Raw genomic sequence first — 18639 nt, 5'->3', positions numbered from 1 at the left:
CTGCATTTTTCAGCAGTTGACCACCAGATACACCGACCGCGGGTCAACGGCGCTCGGGTGCACGGAGGGTGGTGAGCGCGTTCGCGTGCGCCCCTCCCGATTCGGCCACGATCGCGTCGAGGCTCTGCGGCTCCCGTACGGTCGCGAAGGCGACGCCCCCGCCGCCGTCCGGCGCGAAGCCGTAGATCCCGGGCCGGGCCAGGGAGTTGTAGGCGTAGTGGTGCGCGAAGTAGTACGCCCCCGTGTCCAGCGCCGCCGCGTAGTCCCCCTGCTCCAGCAGGGGCAGGGTGCGCCCCTCGGCCAGCAGGTCGCCCGAGAAGCAGGCCGGCCCGGCGACGTCCTGCACGACCCCGGGCCCCTCCTTGGGGCGCCCCTTGCCGTCGTACGCGGCGATCCGCAGCGGCCACGCACCCGGCGCGTACACCGTCCGCGTCGCCACCTGCACGCCCGCGTGCGTGACCGCGACCGGCCGCCCGCCCGCGCTCTTGGCGTACTCCACCCGGGCCACCACCGTCCCGTGCTTGGCCAGCAGAGACCGCCCGAACTCGGTGACCAGTCCGTACCGCCCGTCGAACAGCCCCGGCACCGCCTCGCTCAGCAGCCGCGCGTACTGCGCGTAGGTCGGTGCCGTCTCGTCCGAGCCGAAGTTCACCGGCAGCCCGCCGCCGATGTCGAGGGTGTCGATCTGCGGGCGCCCGATCCGCCGGTTGATCTCCTCGGCGAGCGCGTACGTCTCGGCCACGCCCTGCGCCATCAGCGACAGCGGGATGCCCTGCGAGCCGGTGTGCGCGTGCAGCCGGGTCAGCCACGGGCGGTCGGCGTACGCCTCCACGACCCACTCCCGCGCCCCCTCGTCGCGCAGCGCCACCCCGAACTTGGAGGTCGCCGTCGCGGTCGAGGTGGCCTCGATCGAACCGCCGCCGACCTGCGGGTTCACCCGGATTCCCAGGGGGGAGCGGCTGGTTGCCGACCTCATCAGGGCGTCGATGCGGTCCAGCTCCTGCGGGTTGTCGGCGTTGACGGCGATCCCCAGCGCCAGCGCCTCGCGCAGCTCGGCGGGGGTCTTCGCGGGGGAGTCGAGCACCGTCCGGGCCGGCGGTACCCCCGCCGCGCGTGCCAGCGCCAGCTCGCCGGGGCTCGCCACCTCCGCGCCGATGCCCTCCCGGTGGAGCAGCCGCAGCACCGGCACCAGCGGGGTGGCCTTCACCGCGAAGGCGTGCAGCACCGGAGTGCCGGGCGCCACCACCGCGTCGAACGCCGACCGCAGCCCGGCGGCCGCCTCCCGGATGCCGGTGACGTCGAGCAGCCCCACGATGGGGGTGCCGGGCCCCAGCAGCCCCTGTTCCACGGCGGCCCGCACCGCCTCGTCGCGCCGGTCCGCCCGGTCGCCGCCACCCGTCCGACTGTCCTTGCCGCTGTCCACCGCGTCCCCCGCGAGCTCGTCGCCGGCGCCGATGCCACCGTCCGGTGCGTGCGCCGACGTGTCCAGTGCATCCAGCCAAACATCCGCAGCTCTCGAGCGCTGGCTCACGGACGTATTGACTAGTTCTATTCATGAAGTCAAGATGTGAATAACGGCAGCAACAATCCGCTAGGAGGCAGACCATGTCAGGACCCCGCCCCGTACGAGCGCCGCGCGGTACGGAACTGAGCGCCCTGGGATGGCAGCAGGAAGCCGCCCTCCGGATGCTGCAGAACAACCTCGACCCCGAGGTCGCCGAGCACCCCGACAAGCTCGTCGTCTACGGCGGCACCGGCAAGGCGGCCCGCGACTGGCGCTCCTTCGACGCGATGGTGCGCACGCTGCGGACCCTCAAGCAGGACGAGACGATGCTCGTCCAGTCCGGCCGCCCCGTGGGCGTCATGCAGACCCACGAGTGGGCCCCGCGCGTCCTGATCGCCAACTCCAACCTCGTCGGCGACTGGGCCAACTGGGAGGAGTTCCGCCGTCTGGAGGCCCTCGGCCTGACCATGTACGGCCAGATGACCGCCGGTTCCTGGATCTACATCGGCACCCAGGGCATCCTCCAGGGCACCTACGAGACCTTCGCCGCCGTCGCCGCGAAGAAGTTCGGCGGCACCCTCGCGGGCACGATCACCCTGACCGCCGGCCTCGGCGGCATGGGCGGCGCCCAGCCGCTCGCCGTCACCATGAACGACGGCGTCGCCCTCTGCATCGACTGCGACCCGCGCGCGATCGAGCGCCGCATCGAGCACCGGTACCTGGACGTGAAGGCCGACAGCCTGGAGCACGCCCTCCAGCTCGCCGTCGAGGCCCGTGACGCCCGCCGCCCGCTCTCCATCGGCCTGCTGGGCAACGCCGCCGAGCTGCTGCCGCGCATGCTCGCCGAGGGTGCGCCCATCGACATCGTCACCGACCAGACCTCCGCCCACGACCCGCTGGCCTACCTGCCGCTCGGCGTCGACTTCGACGACATGGCGTCCGCCGCGGCCAAGGACCCGGCCGGCTTCACCACCCGGGCCCGCGAGTCCATGGCGAAGCACGTCGAGGCGATGGTCGGCTTCATGGACGCGGGCGCGGAGGTCTTCGACTACGGCAACTCGATCCGCGGCGAGGCCCAACTCGCGGGATACGACCGGGCGTTCGCCTTCCCGGGCTTCGTCCCCGCCTACATCCGGCCGCTGTTCTGCGAGGGCAAGGGCCCCTTCCGGTGGGCCGCGCTGTCGGGCGAGGCGTCCGACATCGCCAAGACGGACAAGGCGCTCCTCGACCTGTTCCCCGAGAACGAGTCGCTGGCCCGGTGGATCAAGATGGCGGGCGAGCGGGTCCACTTCCAGGGTCTGCCCGCGCGCATCTGCTGGCTCGGCTACGGCGAGCGGGACAAGGCCGGCGAGCGCTTCAACGACATGGTGGCCTCCGGTGAGCTGGCGGCCCCGCTCGCCATCGGGCGCGACCACCTCGACTGCGGGTCCGTCGCCTCCCCCTACCGCGAGACCGAGGCCATGCTCGACGGTTCGGACGCGATCGCCGACTGGCCGCTGCTGAACGCGATGGTCAACGTCGCCTCCGGGGCGTCCTGGGTGTCCATCCACCACGGTGGTGGTGTGGGCATGGGGCGGTCCATCCACGCCGGGCAGGTCACGGTGGCCGACGGGACGAAGCTGAGCGGCGAGAAGATCCGGCGGGTGCTGACCAACGACCCCGGCATGGGTGTCATCCGGCACGTGGACGCCGGGTACGACATCGCGGAGTCCGTCGCCGGCGAGCGCGGTGTGCGGGTTCCGATGCGCGAGGGTGGGGACGCGTGACTCAGCCTGTGGCGACCGCCCGTCCGGGCAGCAGCTCCTTCCACTCGATGTGGCGTGAGCTGCTCCCCGTCGGGCGGCACCCCGACTCCCAGGGCTACCGGCGCTTCGCCTGGAGCGGGGCCGACGCGGAGTGCCGGGCCTGGTTCAGGGAGCAGGCCGAGGGGCGCGGGCTGGCGTACGAGGTCGACCGGAACGGGAACCAGTGGGCCTGGCTCGGCGATCCCGGTGCCGGGGACGCCGTCGTCACCGGGTCGCACCTGGACTCCGTACCCGACGGGGGAGCCTTCGACGGGCCCCTCGGGGTCGTGTCCTCCTTCGCCGCGCTCGACGAACTCCGGGGCAGGGGCGTCCGGTTCGGCAAGCCCCTCGCCATCGTCAACTTCGGGGACGAGGAGGGCGCCCGGTTCGGGCTCGCCTGTGTCGGGTCCCGGCTCACCGCCGGGCAGCTCACCGCCGAGGACGCGCACAAGCTGACCGACGGCGACGGGATCAGCCTGCCCCGGGCCATGGAGGCCGCCGGGTACGACCCGGACGCCATCGGCGCCGACCCCGGGCGGCTCGCCCGTATCGGTGCCTTCGTCGAGCTGCACGTCGAGCAGGGCCGGGCCCTGGACCTGTCCGGGGACCGGGTCGGCATCGCCAGTGCCATCTGGCCGCACGGGCGCTGGCGGTTCGACTTCCGGGGCGAGGCCAACCACGCCGGCACGACCCGGCTCGTGGACCGGCGCGACCCGATGCTGTCGTACGCCGAGACCGTGCTCGCCGCCCGGCGCGAGGCCGAACTCGCCGGTGCCGTCGCCACCTTCGGCAAGATCGCCGTCGAGCCGAACGGCGTCAACGCCATCCCCTCGCTGGTGCGCGGCTGGCTCGACTCCCGCGCGGCCGACCAGGGCACGCTCGACACCGTCGTCGGCGGCGTCGAGCGTGCCGCCCGCGAATACGCCGCCGCACACGGCATCGACCTCGACGTCGTCCGGGAGTCCTTCACGCCCGTCGTGGAGTTCGACCACGCCCTGCGCGAGGAGCTGGGCCGCATCCTGGGCAAGGACACCGGCATCTCCGTCCCCGTCCTGGGTACCGGTGCCGGACACGACGCAGGAATCCTCTCCGGGAGCATCCCGACCGCCATGCTGTTCGTACGCAACCCCACGGGCGTCTCGCACTCCCCGGCCGAGTTCGCGGCCGAGGACGACTGCGTGGCCGGGGTGCTCGCACTCGCCGACGTACTGGAAGGGCTGGCCTGCAGGTGACGCACCCCCGCACGCGGACGTACTGGCTGGAGCACGCCTGGCTCGACACCCACGTCGAGCCGGGGGTCGCCGTCGACGTGGCGGACGGCCGGATCGCGGCCGTCCGCACGGACGTGCCCACCCCGCCCCCCGGCGCCGAGATCCTGCGCGGGCTGACGCTCCCGGGACTGGCGAACGCCCACTCGCACGCCTTCCACCGCGCCCTGCGCGGAACCGTCCAGGTCGGCTCCGGCACGTTCTGGACCTGGCGCGAGGTCATGTACTCGTTCGCCGACAAGCTGACCCCCGAGAGCTACCACGCCCTCGCCCGGGCCGTGTACGCGGAGATGGCCCTGGCGGGGGTCACCGCCGTCGGCGAGTTCCACTACCTCCACCACGCACCCGGCGGCACCCCCTACAGCGACCCCAACGCGATGGGCGAGGCCCTCGTCGCGGCCGCCGCCGACGCCGGCATCCGCATCACCCTCCTCGACACCGCCTACCTCTCCTCCGGCTTCGGCGAGGCTCCCAACGTCCACCAGCTCCGCTTCTCCGACGGCACGGCGGAGGCCTGGGCCGAACGCTGTTCGGTCCTCAAGGAACAGGATCACGCGCGGATCGGGGCGGCCGTCCACTCCGTACGGGCCGTGCCCGCCGCCCAGCTCGCGACCGTGGCGCGCTGGGCGGAGGAGCGGCGCGCCCCGCTCCATGTGCACCTGTCCGAGCAGACCGCCGAGAACGACGCCTGCCAGGCCGCCCACGGCTGCACGCCGACCCGGCTGCTCGCCGACCACGGCGTGCTCGGGCCGCGCACCACCGGCGTCCACAACACCCACCTGACGGACGAGGACATCGCGCTCATCGGCGGCTCCGGCACCGGCACCTGCATGTGCCCGACCACCGAGCGGGACCTGGCCGACGGCATCGGCCCCGCCGCCGCCCTGCAGAAGGCCGGCTCGGCGCTCTCCCTCGGCTCCGACAGCCACGCCGTCATCGACCTGCTGGAGGAGGCGCGCGCGATGGAGCTCGACGAGCGCCTGCGCACCCGCAGCCGGGGCCACTGGACCGCGGCGGCCCTGCTGCGCGCGGCTTCGGCCGACGGCCATGCCGCCCTGGGCTGGGAAGGCGCCGGTGTTCTGCAGGCGGGCGCGCTCGCCGACTTCACCACGATCGCGCTCGACTCGGTCAGAACCGCCGGGCCCCTGCCGCGCCTCGGTGCGGAGACGGCTGTCTTCGCGGCCTCGGCGGCGGACGTGCGCCATACCGTCGTGGGTGGCCGTCATGTGGTGCGAGACGGCGCCCACACCCTCGTACCGGATGTGCCGACAGCGCTGGCAGACGCCGTCGAAGCCCTGCGTGCCTGAAACCCGACGTCATCCCTGGGGACACCATGAGCAGCACTGTCATCACCAACATCGCCACGCTGGTCACCAACGACCCCTCCCTCGGTGACGGCTCCCCCCTCGGCCTGATCCAGGACGCGGCCGTCGTCGTCGACGGCGACCGCATCGCGTGGACCGGTGAATCAAGCAAAGCACCCGCCACCGACAACCGGGTCGACGCCGGTGGCCGGGCGGTCCTGCCGGGCTTCGTCGACTCCCACTCGCACCTGGTCTTCGCGGGAGACCGCACGCAGGAGTTCAACGCCCGTATGTCCGGACGGGCGTACAGCGCGGGCGGCATCCGCACGACCGTCGCCGCCACCCGCGCCGCGAGCGACGAGGAGCTGGCGGCCAACCTCACCCGCTACCTCGCCGAGGCACTGCGCCAGGGCACGACCACCTTCGAGACCAAGTCCGGCTACGGACTCACCGTCGCGGACGAGGCCCGCGCCCTGCGCATCGCCTCCGCACACACCGACGAGGTCACCTACCTCGGCGCCCACATCGTGCCGCCCGACTTCGCCGACGACCCGTCCGCGTACGTCGCCCTGGTCACCGGCGAGATGCTCGACGCCTGTGCCCCGCACGCCCGCTGGATCGACGTCTTCTGCGAGAAGGGCGCCTTCGACGGCGACCAGGCCCGGGCGATCCTCACCGCGGGCAAGGCCAGGGGCCTGCACCCGCGCATCCACGCCAACCAGCTCTCCTACGGCCCCGGTGTGCAGCTGGCCGTCGAGCTGGACGCAGCCAGCGCCGACCACTGCACCCACCTCACCGACGCGGACGTGGACGCCCTCGCGAACGGCAACACGGTGGCCACCCTGCTGCCCGGCGCCGAGTTCTCCACCCGCGCCGAGTGGCCGGACGCCCGCCGCCTGCTCGACGCCGGTGCCACGGTCGCCCTGTCCACGGACTGCAACCCCGGCTCGTCCTTCACCTCGTCCGTCCCGTTCTGCATCGCGCTCGCCGTACGGGACATGGGCATGACCCCCGACGAGGCCGTCTGGGCGGCCACGGCGGGCGGCGCCCGGGCCCTGCGCCGCGGCGACGTCGGCCGGCTGAACCTCGGCGCCCACGCGGACCTGATCGTCCTCGACGCCCCGAGCCATGTGCACCTCGCCTACCGGCCGGGCGTGCCGCTGGTCAGCGGCGTGTGGCGGCGGGGCGTGCAGGTGCTCTGACCCGGCGGGCCCCCGGACTCAGAGGGCCCCCACCCGCCACCGCTGCGCGGCGCCGCCGTTCAGCGGCCGCAGCGCCACCCCGTCGCCGTCGTAGGGCGTCATCGCGGTCTCGATGGCGATCGCGGGCCGGATCACACCGTCGTCGTCGACGGTGAAGCGCAGGTTCTGGCCGTGGTCGCCGTCGACCGAGTCGCAGTCCCAGATCCCCACGCCCCGGTCGACGTCGCCGCGGCTGTCGAGGCAGAAGCCGGGGTCGGCGGAGGACTGCACCACCTGGCGGGAGGCGTCGACGCGCCAGCGCTGGGTCCGGGAGCCGGAACAGGGGGCCGTCACCACGTCGGTGCCGTTCTCCAGGTCGCCGTCGCGGATGTCCAGGCAGAGGCCGGTGGCGACGTTCACGACCTGGGCCGGGGTGCCGGCCGGGGCGTGCGTGGGGGAGGGGCGGGGCGACTTCGACGGCGGCTCGGGGCTGGAACTGTGCGTCGGGGACGGGGACTTGCTGATCCGCGACGAAGAGGGCGACGGCGTGGGCGACACCGTCGCCGTGACCGTGACCTGCGGCGCGATGGTCGGTGTGTGCACCGCGCCCGCCGCCTGCTGGTGCGGCGCGGAGGGCGCACCGCCCCGCGTCAGGAGGAAGACGAGCAGCGGGGTGAGCGCCACACCGAGGGCGAGCGCGACCAGCAGGAAGCGCCGCGAGGGCCGCCAGGACCCGCCGTCCGCAAGGGTGCTGGGGCGCGGTGCGTCGCTCGTGACGTATGACGTGCCGGCCCACGGCAGCAGCCCCTCGGCCAGCACGGCGCGCGGGGCGTCCCGCAGCGCCGACAGCTCCTCGTAGGCCGCCGTGCAGTGCGGGCAGCGCGCCATGTGGGCGTGCAGGTCGGCGCTGTCGCGGGGCGAGTCGGGCCGTACCGACTCCTCGATGAGCCGGCCGAAGTTGCCGCAGCTCGGGTCGTACGAGGCGGCGAGGCGGGAGCGCAGGCAGAGCTGGCCCATGGCCTGCAGCGCGGCGGCGGTCTCGTAGGCGACGTCCTCGGGGGTCAGCCCCAGCAGGACGGCCGTGCGCTCCGGCGTCTCCCGCTCCACGACGCCGTACCAGACCAGGCCCTGGGCGCGGGAGGGGAGCGCCTGGAAGGCGGTGAGCATGGGCGGTACGGGGCCCTCGGGGCCGGACGTGCTCAGGACGAGCAGCAGAGCGGGGTCGAGTCCCGCGGACCGCTCGTCGGCGGCCCAGGACGCGGCCACCTTCGCGGTCAGCAGCAGGAGTTGAAGCCGCAGCGGGACCAGGGGCTCGGTGCCGCGGGCGGTCTGACGGGCCGCCAGGGTGAAGGCCTGGGCGGCCAGCTGCCGGGCGGCGGACTCGCTCGCCGTGCACAGCCGGGCGTAGTCGAGGACCGCCGGCTGGTGGCGGGTGCGCAGCTCCTGCAGGGCCGGATACACGGTGGGGGTGCTGGTGCGCAGCAGTTCGGTCAGCCGCGCGTCGGAGGCGTCCGCATGAACCCCGCCACCGGTCTCGACAGCCCTGTCGGTCCCGTCGGCCCGAGCCATCCACCCGCCTCCTTGCACCCTTGCCGCCCGCCGGAGATCTGGCCTACCGGCGGGTATGGGGGCCCATAGTGAGGGATGGGAACCTCTGGGGAAAGAGTTTCTGTGGGTAACCCCGGGAACGCCCGAGCGCGGTGCTCCCCGGCGTTCCCGGGGCGCACCGCGCTCGGCGGAGGCGTGTCACACGGCAGGCGTCATTCCTCGATGGTCAGGCCCTTGCGCAGTCGCACCAGCGTCCGCGACAGCAGCCGCGACACATGCATCTGAGAGATGCCGAGCTCCTCCCCTATCTCCGACTGGGTCATGCCGGCGACGAAGCGGAGGGAAAGGATCTTCCGGTCCCGCGGCGGGAGTTCGGCGATCAGCGGCTTCAGCGACTCGACGTACTCGATGCCCTCGAGGCCGTGGTCCTCGTACCCGATCCGGTCCGCGAGCGCGCCCTCGGCGTCGTCCTCCTCGGGCTGGGCGTCCAGCGAGGAGGCGGTGTACGCGTTCGACGCCGCCATGCCCTCGACGACCTCGTCCCTGGAGAGGTCGAGGCGCTCGGCGAGCTCGGCCACGGTCGGGGCCCGGTCGAGCTTCTGGGCCAGCTCGTCACCGGCCTTGGCCAGGTCGAGCCGGAGCTCCTGGAGCCGGCGCGGTACGCGCACGGACCACGAGGTGTCCCGGAAGAAGCGCTTGATCTCGCCGACGATGGTAGGCATCGCGAACGTGGGGAACTCGACGCCCCGGGCCAGCTCGAAGCGGTCGATCGCCTTGATCAGACCGATCGTCCCGACCTGGATGATGTCCTCCATGGGCTCGCTGCGCGAGCGGAAGCGGGAGGCGGCGAACTTGACCAGCGCGAGGTTCAGTTCGACGAGCGTGTTGCGGACGTACGAGTACTCGTACGTGCCTTCCTCGAGGGACTCCAGCCGCTCGAAGAGGGTCTTGGACAGCGCTCGGGCGTCTACGGGTCCCACTTCGTCGTACGGAGGGATCTCCGGGAGTCCGTCCAGCCCCGCAAGCGCGTCGGCGTCGCTGTCCGCGATGGGGTCCAGATGGTCCGGAGCGGAAGCCGACGTCGCCTCCTGGGTGTGCGATGCGTCGAGCCGGGGTGACATGATGTCCTCCATCGTTCTCGGCATATGGCTGCCGAAGCCAGTGCGTGCACTGCGGTGTGCGGCGCCTCCAAAGCCGGCCGTGTCGGTTACGTATCTCTAGCCCTACCTGCTTTCCCACACCCGCCGCAAGTGCGTTCTGTGGGGATATGTCCGTTTGTGGGCGGATGTTCGGGTGTCGGAGAGTGTGAGGAAGGCGTAGTGTTCGAGGGCGTGAGTCAGCAGCCACGACGTCGGGAGAAAGACGGCATGGACCGCGGGACGGTCGGCAGCGCACAGTCTGGCCGGCTACTGGTGGAGGTCAGAGAAGAAGGCCCCAGTGCCGTCGTGACCCCGGCGGGTGAGTTGGATCACCACACCGCCGATCTGTTGCGTGAGCCACTCGAGGAATGCCTCGCCAAGGGGTTCAGCCGCCTCGTCGTGGACTGCTCGCGGCTGGAGTTCTGCGACTCCACGGGGCTCAACGTACTGCTCGGCGCCCGCCTCAAGGCGGAGGCCGCAGGGGGTGGGGTGCACCTCGCGGGCATGCAGCCCGTGGTCGCGCGCGTGTTCGAGATCACCGGGGCGGAAGCGGTCTTCAGTGTTCATGCCACGCTCGAGGCGGCCCTGGCCGACACGGCCGGCTGAACCTCCGGCGGTCCGTGCCTGTTTCCCGGCCGGGCCGCCCCTGCATGACCGGCACTTTCCGGGCGTCCCGCCCTCGGTGCCGAACAAGGGGGTGTTCCGCCGGTTCGGTCGGGCAGGAGACATTCTGAACAAGTCGGTGGCACAGCGACGGATCCACCGTCGATCAACGTACTGACTCTTGAATCGTGAACGGTGAATCGGTGAGGTGAAGCGCTGATGAGCACCACCCGGCCTTGCTCGCCGGGCGACCGCGGCCCGGAGCCCAGCGGCGCTTCCGTGGCGTCCGAAGGCGACGCGGCCGCAGCGCCGGCCGCGCCCGGGTCGCCCGGGGGCGGTCAGGTCCGCAGGCTGAGTTTCGACGGCGAGAGCGGCGTCGTGCCGCTCGCCCGCGACTTCACCCGCCAGGCGATGTACGCGTGGGGCTGGCTGCCCGCCGCCACGGCCGACCGGCGGGCCGCCGCCGAGGACGTGCTGCTGGTCGTCTCCGAGCTGGTCACCAACGCCTGTCTGCACGCCGAGGGCCCGGACGAGCTGTGGATCACCTGCGACAAGAAGGTCATCCGCATCGAGGTCTCGGACAAGGGGACGGGCCAGCCGGCCCCGCGCACTCCGCACCGAGCGGGCCGCCCCGGCGGACACGGCATGTTCATCGTGCAGCGGCTCTGCCTGGACTGGGGCGTCGCGCGGGCGCCGGGGGTCGCGGGCAAGACCGTGTGGGCGGAACTGGGCGTGCCCGGGTAAATCGCTTGGCCGGACCGGGGACGGCTGCCTACCCTCGTCGGCAACGCGCTGACGGAGACAAGTAGCCCGGACCCACGCGAGCCGAGAGAGCCGCCCCCCGCTGTGACGGCGGCCTCGCGTGCCGGTGCCAATCCCCTCCCGAGTGCGGGGAGGCAATGCCCCGCCGGCCGGCCCCCGTCACCGGGCCAGAACGAGACCGTCCTACGGGCGTGCGTCGCCTGCGCAGGACGGTGAAGGCGTGGTGGCACCGCGAGCACCCTCTCGCCCACGCCCCGGGGGAATCACCCCGGGGCGGTGCGTGCCGCTCCGGACGACCGGACGGAGCGCGCGCCATGCTCGACGTCACCCTCATCCGACGCCATCCCGACCAGGTCCGCGAAGGTCTGCGCAAACGCGCCGTCGACGTGGACATCCCGGCCTTCCTCGCCCTGGACGCCGAGTTCCGCGCGGCCCGTGCGGCCGTGGAGCGGCTGCGCGGCGAGCGGCGGCGCATCTCGGCCGACATCGCCGTACGGCGGCGGGCGGGCGAGGCGGCCGGGGAGCTCCAGGCGGCGGCCAGGGCCCTGGCCGGCCGGCTCGCCGAGGCCGAGGCCGGACTCGGCAGGCTGGCCGGGCCGCACCAGGACTTCCTCGACGGCCTGCCCAACCTCCCGGACGACGACGTCGTCGCGGGCGGCAAGGAGAACAACCAGGTCGTGCGGACCGCGGGCGCGCCGCCCGCCTTCGGCTTCGCGCCCAAGGACCATGTGCAACTCACCGAGGACCTCGGGCTCGTGGACCACAGGCGGGGCGCGGCGCTCGCGGGCAACGGCTACTGGATCTACCGCGGCGAGGGCGCCGCCCTGGAGTGGGCGCTGCTCAACCACTTCCTCGACACGCACCGCCGGGCAGGCTACGAGTTCGTGCTGCCGCCGCACCTGCTGACCCACGAGGCGGGCTACACGGCGGGACAGTTCCCGAAGTTCGCCGACGAGGTCTTCCACGTGGACGACCACTTCCTGCTGCCCACCGCCGAGACCGCGCTGGCGAGCCTGCACCGCGGTGAGACCCTCGACGAGCGGGAGCTGCCGCTCAAGTACGTGGCCTGCACGCCCTGTTACCGCAAGGAGAGCGGCGGCTACCGCACCGCCGAGCGCGGGACGCTGCGCGGCCACCAGTTCAACAAGGTCGAGCTGTTCCAGTACACGCGCCCCGCCGACTCGGCGGCCGCCCAGCTCGAACTGCTGGCCCGCGCCGAGGAGTTGGTCGCCGGGCTCGGCCTGCACCACCGGGTCACCCAGCTCGCGGCCGAGGACACCAGCGCCGCCCAGGCCAAGACCTACGACGTGGAGGTCTGGCTGCCCAGCCTCGGCGGCTACACCGAGGTCAGCTCGGTGTCGAACGCCCGCGCCTACCAGGCGCGGCGCGGCGGCATCCTCCCCCACTCTCGGCTTCGCTCGAGCGGGGGGACCCCCATCCGCCCGGAGAACGGCGGGAAGCCCGCGTGCGTGCACACGCTCAACGCCTCGGGCCTCGCCACCAGCCGTCTGCTGCCCGCGATCCTGGAGCAGCACCAGCGGGCCGACGGCACGGTCGCGGTGCCGGAGGTGCTGCGGCGGTGGGGACTGCCGGAGGTGCTGGGCACCGCCCGTACCCCGCTCCCGGGCCGCCCCTGAGTTACCGAGGGTCACCCTCTCCACCCGTCACACCACCTGTGCGCGCCGGATCCCCACAACTCCGGCGCGCACCGTCTCTTCCCTCCTCAAGACCCCGGGCGTACCTTGACGGCCAAATCTGATGTGCCGTCAGGAACTCGCAGAGGGAGCGGAACCGTGTCGTACCGGAAACGAACCGCCGCGTTCGCGTCCGCCGCGGCCCTGGCCGGCTCGGTGGTGCTGCTCGCCGCCCCCGCAGCCGAGGCCAAGGTCGTCGACGTCAACTACCAGTGCAAGACGCCGATCGGGAACAAGAGCGCCGTCTCGCCCATCGACATCAAGGGTGTGAAGAGCGGCAGCGGCTACAAGCTCACCATGTCCTGGCAGAAGGGCGTCTCCTCCAGCCCGGTCGAGCTGGGCAAGGGCGCGATGAACCCCAGCGCCGTCATCAAGGTCGGCGGCGCCGACAGCGGCACGGTGAACGTCTCCGGGCCCGCCAACCAGGCCGCCATTCCGGCCAACACCCCCATCAAGATCAACGACTTGACGGGTACGTACACGCCGAGGAAGTCCGGCAGCGTCACCTTCACGCCGGGCGTGCTCACCATCAAGGCACTGGGCACCACGACCACCTGCACGCCGTCCAACAACCCCGGTCCGGCACTGACGCTGGACGTGACGGCGGCCAGCGGCGGCTCCTCCGGCGGAACCAGCCAGAGCGGCAGCGAGTCGGGATCCTCGCTCCCGCAGACCGGCCCCGACGACTCCGCCATCGCCCTCGGCACGCTCGGCGGCACTGTGCTCCTCGTGGGCGCGGCGGGCGCGCTGTGGATCACACGGAGGAGCCAGCAGGCCCAACGCTGAACCACTGCCACGACCGCTGGAGCCGCCGGATGTCGCCTGCCGCCCGTGTCCTGTTCGTGTCCCTCCTGCTGGTGCTGGCCGCCGCCGCGCCGGCCCGGGCCGACGACGGCTGGTCCCTCGCGCCGTCCGGCGGCGGGCGCCCGTCCTTCTACGCCGAGGGCGCGCCCGGCGCGGTGCTGCAGGACACGGTGTCGGTGACCAACCGCGGCGCGCGGGCGGTCACGGTACGGCTGAGCGGCAGCGGCGTCGCGGTCACCTTCGCCGAGAGCCGGGTGCGGGTGCCGGCCCGCACCCGCGCCGACGTCCCGTTCACGGTCAGAGCGCGCGGCGACCGCACCGGCTCGATCGTCGCCCGCGCCGGCGACGGCCGGACGGCCACGGTCCCGGTCCGCCTGCGGACGGGCGGACCGGCTCTGTCCGCGCTGACCGTCGAGCACGTCTCGGTGCACGGCGACGGCATCTCCTACGAGCTGGTCAACCGCGGTACGACCACCCTCGTACCGCGCCTGGCCGTGCACGCGGACGGCCTGTTCGGCCCGGTCCTGGACCGCGCCCCGCGCACCCTGCCGGTGCACCTCGCGCCCGGCCGCCGCGTGCGTCTCACCGAGCCCTGGACCGGCCGTCCCGCCCTGGACGCGGTCGACGTACGCCTGACCGCCACGGCACCGGGCGGCGCGCACGACACGGCCGGGGCATCGGCACGGTTCGTGCCCTGGGGCGCGGCGGCCGGGACCGCGGCGGCGCTGACCGCCGGGACCACGCTGCTTCTCCTACGACGTCACAGGCGCCGTACGGCCGACGGCGGGGCGCCCGAATCCCCGTGTACGGAAGTCGAGTTGACGGGAGCGGTGACGTGAACCGCAAGGTGTGGACGGCGGCCGTGCTCGCGCTGCTCCTGCTGGCTGTGACGGCGGGGCCGGCGACGGCGGACGGGCCGAGCGTGAGACTCTCCAAGTCCCAGGCGGGAACGGGCGGTTCGATCACCGTCAGCGGCAGCGGCTGGCGGCCGCACGCGCTGCTGATGATGCTGATCTGCGGGCAGTCGGTGCCCGCTCGGGGCGTGATCGGCGGCACCAACTCCTGTGCCAACGCGGACGGCAGGGCCGTCACCACCGGCGCCAAGGGCTCCTTCAGCAAGAAGCTGCCGGTCTCCGAGCCGCCGGTGCCGTGTCCGTGCGTGGTGCACGTGGCCACCGTCACCGGCGCCAGGGCCGACGCCGACGCGATCTTCCAGGTGGCCGGGCACGCGGTCGAACCGCTGCCCGCAGACACCTTGGGCGGGCGGCTTTCGGTCCTCACGGACACCCGGCTCGACGGCTCGAGCGGGCTGCTCACGTGGTTCGGCGCGCCGCCCTCGCGCACGCTGGTCTTCACCGTCGGCAACGTCGGCACGACCGCGGTCAAGAACCCCGTCTTCCAGGTCGGCACCTCCCACGGCGTGTTCGCCCCGCAGTGGGAGGACCAGCAGTGGCGCGGCACCATCCAGCCCGGAAGGAAGGCGCAGATCAAGCTGCCCGTCGAGCTGACGGCGGGCGCGCACGGCGACTACGACGTCTCGCTCAAGTACACCGGGAAGGTCCTCGCCGAGCAGCCCTGGGGCGTGGGCCGGCCCTGGGGCGTGACCCTGTTCTGGATCCTGGTCTGCGTGGTCGTGCCGGCAGCGGTGTTCCGCGCCGGGATGGCGGTCGTGGACCGGGTACGGCCGCGGCGCGCGGGCGGCCTGCGGCACCGCGGTCTGCGGATGCCCGAACTCGCCCTGCGCATGCCGAAGTTCAGCCCCAAGGCGGCCCAGGAGCCCCCCTCGAACTCGACCCTGCCGTGGTTCACCCCGGACTCCGGTCCGGACACGGCCGGTCGGCTCTCCGCACCGCACGACGACAGCCCGACGAGTCCTACGACTCCCACCACGAAGGGACCCACGTGAGAAAGCGAAGGAGAGTCACACCGGTCGGCGCGAGGAGGGTGAGTGCGGCGGGCGTCGCGCTGGTGCTCGGCGGCGCCGGGGCCCTGCTGGGTCTGGCCGCCGGGTCCGCACAGGCCGCGGAGGTGTCGTTCGCGACCCACTGCGTGCCGCCCGCGGGCATCGCCCCCGTCGACGGCACCACGAAGGTGGAGGTCACCGCGCCGGCCACGGCGAAGGTGGGCGACACGGTGACCGTCGTATGGAAGTTCGCGCAGGCCGCGTCGAAGAACCCGGACATCATCGACCTGCCCGCCAACTCGGTCCAGCCCTCCGGGACGCTCAAGGCGGCCGGCGCGCAGGCCGCGGCGATCGCGATGCAGGGGGCGCGGGAGAACCCGGCCATCCCCAAGGGCGCGGCCATGGTGCTGTCCGACATGAAGGGCACCCTGAAGCTGACGACGCCGGGCGAGGTGACGCTGACGCCGGACGCGTACACCGTCAACGCCATGTCGACGGACACGAAGTGCACGCCGACCGAGACGGTGCAGAAGGCGGCGACGATCGAGGTGTCGCCGGGAGGCGGAGGCTCGTCGAGCACGACGCCGGACCCGACGGGCTCGGCCTCGCAGCCGGCGTCTCCCTCGGCCTCGGCCCCCGGCACGTCGGACCCGTCGGCGTCCGCCGGTGACGGCACGGGCAGCGACCAGAGCGACTTCACGGGCAAGCAGGTCGACATCCCCTACACCTGCCAGTCGCCTATCGGTGAGAAGAAGGCGACCTCGCCCATCCAGATCGACGCCAAGAAGAGCGGCGGGAGTTTCGGACTCACCGTGAAGTTCAAGAAGTCGGTGATGGACAGCCCGGCCGACATCCCCAAGGGCTCGGTGAAGCCGTCGATGGAGGTCGTGCTGGGCGGCGCGGACAAGGGCACGGTGCACGTCGAGGGCCCGACGAACGCCAAGGACATCAAGTCGGGCGACCCGATCGAGATCCCCGACCTCACCGGCACCTACAAACCGGGCGCGGACGGCAGCTCGACCCTGTCCCCGGGCGTCCTCACCATCAACGCCCTCGGCACGACGACGACCTGCAAGCCGGACAGGACGGCCGTCTCCCTGACCCTGGACACCTCGGCCCAGGCGAGCGGAGCATCGGGCGGCTCGTCCTCCACGTCGGGCGGCGGCACGTCGTCCTCGTCGTCGAGCGGGGGCCTGGCGCAGACGGGCTCCGACGACCACGGCGCCCTCAAGGCCCTGGGCCTGGTCGCCGGCACGGCGGTCCTGCTGGGCGCGGCGGTCTTCACGTTCATGCCGGGACGCCGGGCGCGCTGAGTCCTCCGGACCACACACGGCGAGAGGGTCACCGCACAGGAAACGTGCGGTGACCCTCTCGCCTGCCAGGACGACGTCAGTGCACGTCGCCCATGAGCTCCTTGACCCGCTTGCGGTACATCCACACGGCCATGCCGGCGAACACCGCGAGCACGGCCTGCAGGGCCACGATGCCCGTCTTGTTGAGGTCGACGCCGGCGATGGAGAGCAGGCCGGTCGTGGCGTCACCGGCGGTGACGGCCAGGAACCAGACGCCCATCATCTGGGAGGCGTACTTCGCGGGCGCCATCTTCGTGGTGACCGACAGGCCGACCGGCGAGAGCATCAGCTCACCGACGGTCTGGACGAAGTAGATGCCGACCAGCCACATCGCGGCCGCCTTGTGACCGCCGTCGGCGATCGAGAGCGGGGCGAGGAAGAGGAAGAAGGACGCGCCGATCAGGACCAGACCGCCCGTGAACTTCACCGCGGTGCTCGGCTCCTTGCCACGGCGGGCCAGCGCCAGCCACGCCCAGGCGAAGAGCGGCGCGAACGCCATGATCATGACCGGGTTGACGGACTGGTACCAGGAGACCGGGAACTCCCAGCCGAACACGGTGTTCTTCGCCGAGGACTCGGCGAACAGCGACACCGTCGAGCCACCCTGGTCGTAGATCATCCAGAACACGGCGGCGGCGACGAAGAACCAGATGTACGCGGACATCTTCGACTGCTCGGCGCGGTTCAGTTCCTTGTCCCGCTTGATGCGGGCGATCACGACGACCGGGATGAGCAGACCGGCGATGGTGATCGGCACCAGCAGCCAGTTCAGCGTGTAGACGCCGGAGACCCCGACGACGATGTAGAAGAGGGCCGCGACGCCCGCCCACAGGGCGGCCTTCGTCAGCGTGGCCTTCTTCTCGGCGTCCGACAGCGGCGTCGGGACGATGTCCGAGCGCGCGTCCAGGTGGCGGGTGCCGAGCAGGAACTGGGCCAGACCCAGCGCCATGCCGAGCGCGGCGAGCGCGAAGCCCAGGTGCCAGTTGACGTTCTCGCCGACGGTGCCGATGACCAGCGGCGCGGCGAAGGCGCCCAGGTTGATGCCGATGTAGAACAGCGTGAAGCCACCGTCACGGCGCGGGTCGTCCGGGCCGTCGTAGAGGTGGCCGACCATCGTGGAGATGTTGGCCTTCAGCAGGCCGGAACCGATGGCGACGAGGCCGAGACCCGCGTAGAAGGTGCCGGAGTTCGGCAGGGCCAGGGTGAGGTGGCCGAGCATGATGATCGCGCCGGCGACCGCCACGGTCTTACGGGGGCCGAGGACGCGGTCGGCGAACCAGCCGCCCGGGAGGGCGAGCAGGTACACGAGCGAGAGGTACACCGAGTAGATCGCGGTCGCGGCGGCCGCGTTGAGGTGCAGGCCGCCCGGTGCCACCAGGTACAGCGGGAGCAGTGCCTTCATGCCGTAGTAGGAGAATCGCTCCCACATCTCGGTCATGAAGAGGGTGGCCAGACCGCGGGGGTGGCCGAAGAAGGTCTTCTCGGAGCCGGGGGTGCCCGGGCGCACCGAGTCCTTCGTCAAGCTGGACGCCATGGTTGTTCCTTGCTGGTGGGGGTCTACCGCACACAAAAGAGACCTTCGGCGTGAAGTGGCCGCAAAAGGTCCCCGAAGTGCTACAGGCGTGGATTCACCATACGGCAGGACACTGCCGGATATGGAAGGACTTGAGACGCGGATCACAGGCGATCAAGGAACCGTACGCGCCTTTTCCAAGGTCTCTACGAGGATCGCACCGCTAAGACACAGGTTCGCCCCCGCGCGGCCGAAGGTAAGAATCACCAGCGCCGATCAC

Annotated in this window: 15 protein-coding genes; 11 read left to right on the top strand and 4 right to left on the bottom strand. The window is 72.3% G+C overall.

Annotated features, from left to right (window positions below):
- Positions 1-43 precede the first annotated feature (43 nt).
- The gene (locus ACIBN2_RS20370) at positions 44-1423 is read right to left on the bottom strand and encodes a diaminopimelate decarboxylase (protein ID WP_399136673.1); all 1380 of its coding nucleotides are present in this window, start codon (positions 1421-1423) and stop codon (positions 44-46) included.
- A 182-nt stretch (positions 1424-1605) separates the two neighbouring features.
- On the opposite strand from ACIBN2_RS20370, the gene hutU reads away from it, so the two are divergent.
- From hutU to hutI, 4 genes are read left to right on the top strand one after another with little or no spacing between them, the layout of a single operon-like run.
- On the top strand, positions 1606-3270 hold the full coding sequence (gene hutU, locus ACIBN2_RS20365; RefSeq protein ID WP_399135887.1) for a urocanate hydratase: 1665 nt from the start codon (positions 1606-1608) through the stop codon (positions 3268-3270).
- Positions 3271-3317: 47 nt separating this feature from the next.
- Entirely contained in the window at positions 3318-4520 is a 1203-nt protein-coding gene (locus ACIBN2_RS20360) for an allantoate amidohydrolase (protein WP_399136671.1), read from the top strand.
- Positions 4517-5863, top strand: a complete 1347-nt coding sequence (locus ACIBN2_RS20355; RefSeq protein WP_399135886.1) for a formimidoylglutamate deiminase — start codon at positions 4517-4519, stop codon at positions 5861-5863. Before ACIBN2_RS20360 ends, ACIBN2_RS20355 begins: the two co-directional genes overlap by 4 nt.
- Positions 5864-5889: 26 nt before the next feature.
- Positions 5890-7062: an imidazolonepropionase gene (hutI, locus tag ACIBN2_RS20350; protein ID WP_399135885.1), complete on the top strand. Its 1173-nt coding sequence runs from the start codon at positions 5890-5892 to the stop codon at positions 7060-7062.
- An 18-nt stretch (positions 7063-7080) separates the two neighbouring features.
- On the opposite strand, the gene ACIBN2_RS20345 is transcribed toward hutI, so the two are convergent.
- A complete protein-coding gene (locus ACIBN2_RS20345) occupies positions 7081-8610 on the bottom strand; it encodes a ricin-type beta-trefoil lectin domain protein (protein WP_399135884.1) in 1530 nt (509 codons plus the stop codon).
- A 191-nt stretch (positions 8611-8801) separates the two neighbouring features.
- Positions 8802-9722, bottom strand: coding sequence for an RNA polymerase sigma factor SigF (locus tag ACIBN2_RS20340; RefSeq protein WP_399135883.1), 921 nt, complete (start codon positions 9720-9722; stop codon positions 8802-8804).
- A 234-nt stretch (positions 9723-9956) separates the two neighbouring features.
- Here ACIBN2_RS20340 and ACIBN2_RS20335 point away from each other — a divergent pair, with 234 nt between their 5' ends.
- From ACIBN2_RS20335 to ACIBN2_RS20305, 7 genes are all read left to right on the top strand, one after another.
- The gene (locus ACIBN2_RS20335) at positions 9957-10334 is read left to right on the top strand and encodes an STAS domain-containing protein (protein ID WP_399136669.1); all 378 of its coding nucleotides are present in this window, start codon (positions 9957-9959) and stop codon (positions 10332-10334) included.
- Between the two features lie 216 nt (positions 10335-10550).
- Positions 10551-11075 (top strand): ATP-binding protein, encoded by a 525-nt coding sequence (locus tag ACIBN2_RS20330; protein WP_399135882.1) that lies wholly within the window; start codon positions 10551-10553, stop codon positions 11073-11075.
- Positions 11076-11407: 332 nt separating this feature from the next.
- The gene (gene serS / locus ACIBN2_RS20325) at positions 11408-12730 is read left to right on the top strand and encodes a serine--tRNA ligase (protein WP_399135881.1); all 1323 of its coding nucleotides are present in this window, start codon (positions 11408-11410) and stop codon (positions 12728-12730) included.
- 156 nt (positions 12731-12886) lie between these two features.
- Complete coding sequence (locus tag ACIBN2_RS20320) at positions 12887-13573, top strand: LPXTG cell wall anchor domain-containing protein (RefSeq protein WP_399135880.1); 687 nt, start codon at positions 12887-12889, stop codon at positions 13571-13573.
- Positions 13574-13602: 29 nt separating this feature from the next.
- The gene (locus tag ACIBN2_RS20315) at positions 13603-14430 is read left to right on the top strand and encodes a hypothetical protein (protein WP_399135879.1); all 828 of its coding nucleotides are present in this window, start codon (positions 13603-13605) and stop codon (positions 14428-14430) included.
- The gene (locus ACIBN2_RS20310) at positions 14427-15497 is read left to right on the top strand and encodes a hypothetical protein (protein ID WP_399135878.1); all 1071 of its coding nucleotides are present in this window, start codon (positions 14427-14429) and stop codon (positions 15495-15497) included. The genes ACIBN2_RS20315 and ACIBN2_RS20310 overlap by 4 nt, the downstream gene beginning before the upstream one ends.
- A 38-nt stretch (positions 15498-15535) precedes the next feature.
- Positions 15536-16807, top strand: a complete 1272-nt coding sequence (locus tag ACIBN2_RS20305) for a hypothetical protein (RefSeq protein ID WP_399135877.1) — start codon at positions 15536-15538, stop codon at positions 16805-16807.
- Positions 16808-16883: 76 nt separating this feature from the next.
- Here the strand turns inward: ACIBN2_RS20305 and ACIBN2_RS20300 are convergent, their stop codons facing one another.
- Positions 16884-18380, bottom strand: coding sequence for an oligopeptide:H+ symporter (locus tag ACIBN2_RS20300; RefSeq protein WP_399135876.1), 1497 nt, complete (start codon positions 18378-18380; stop codon positions 16884-16886).
- Positions 18381-18639: the final 259 nt, after the last annotated feature.

The sequence above is a fragment of the Streptomyces sp. NPDC050534 genome, assembly GCF_044457745.1.
Classification (GTDB): Bacteria; Actinomycetota; Actinomycetes; order Streptomycetales; family Streptomycetaceae; genus Streptomyces.
This window is presented reverse-complemented; position numbering and strand designations above follow the sequence as displayed.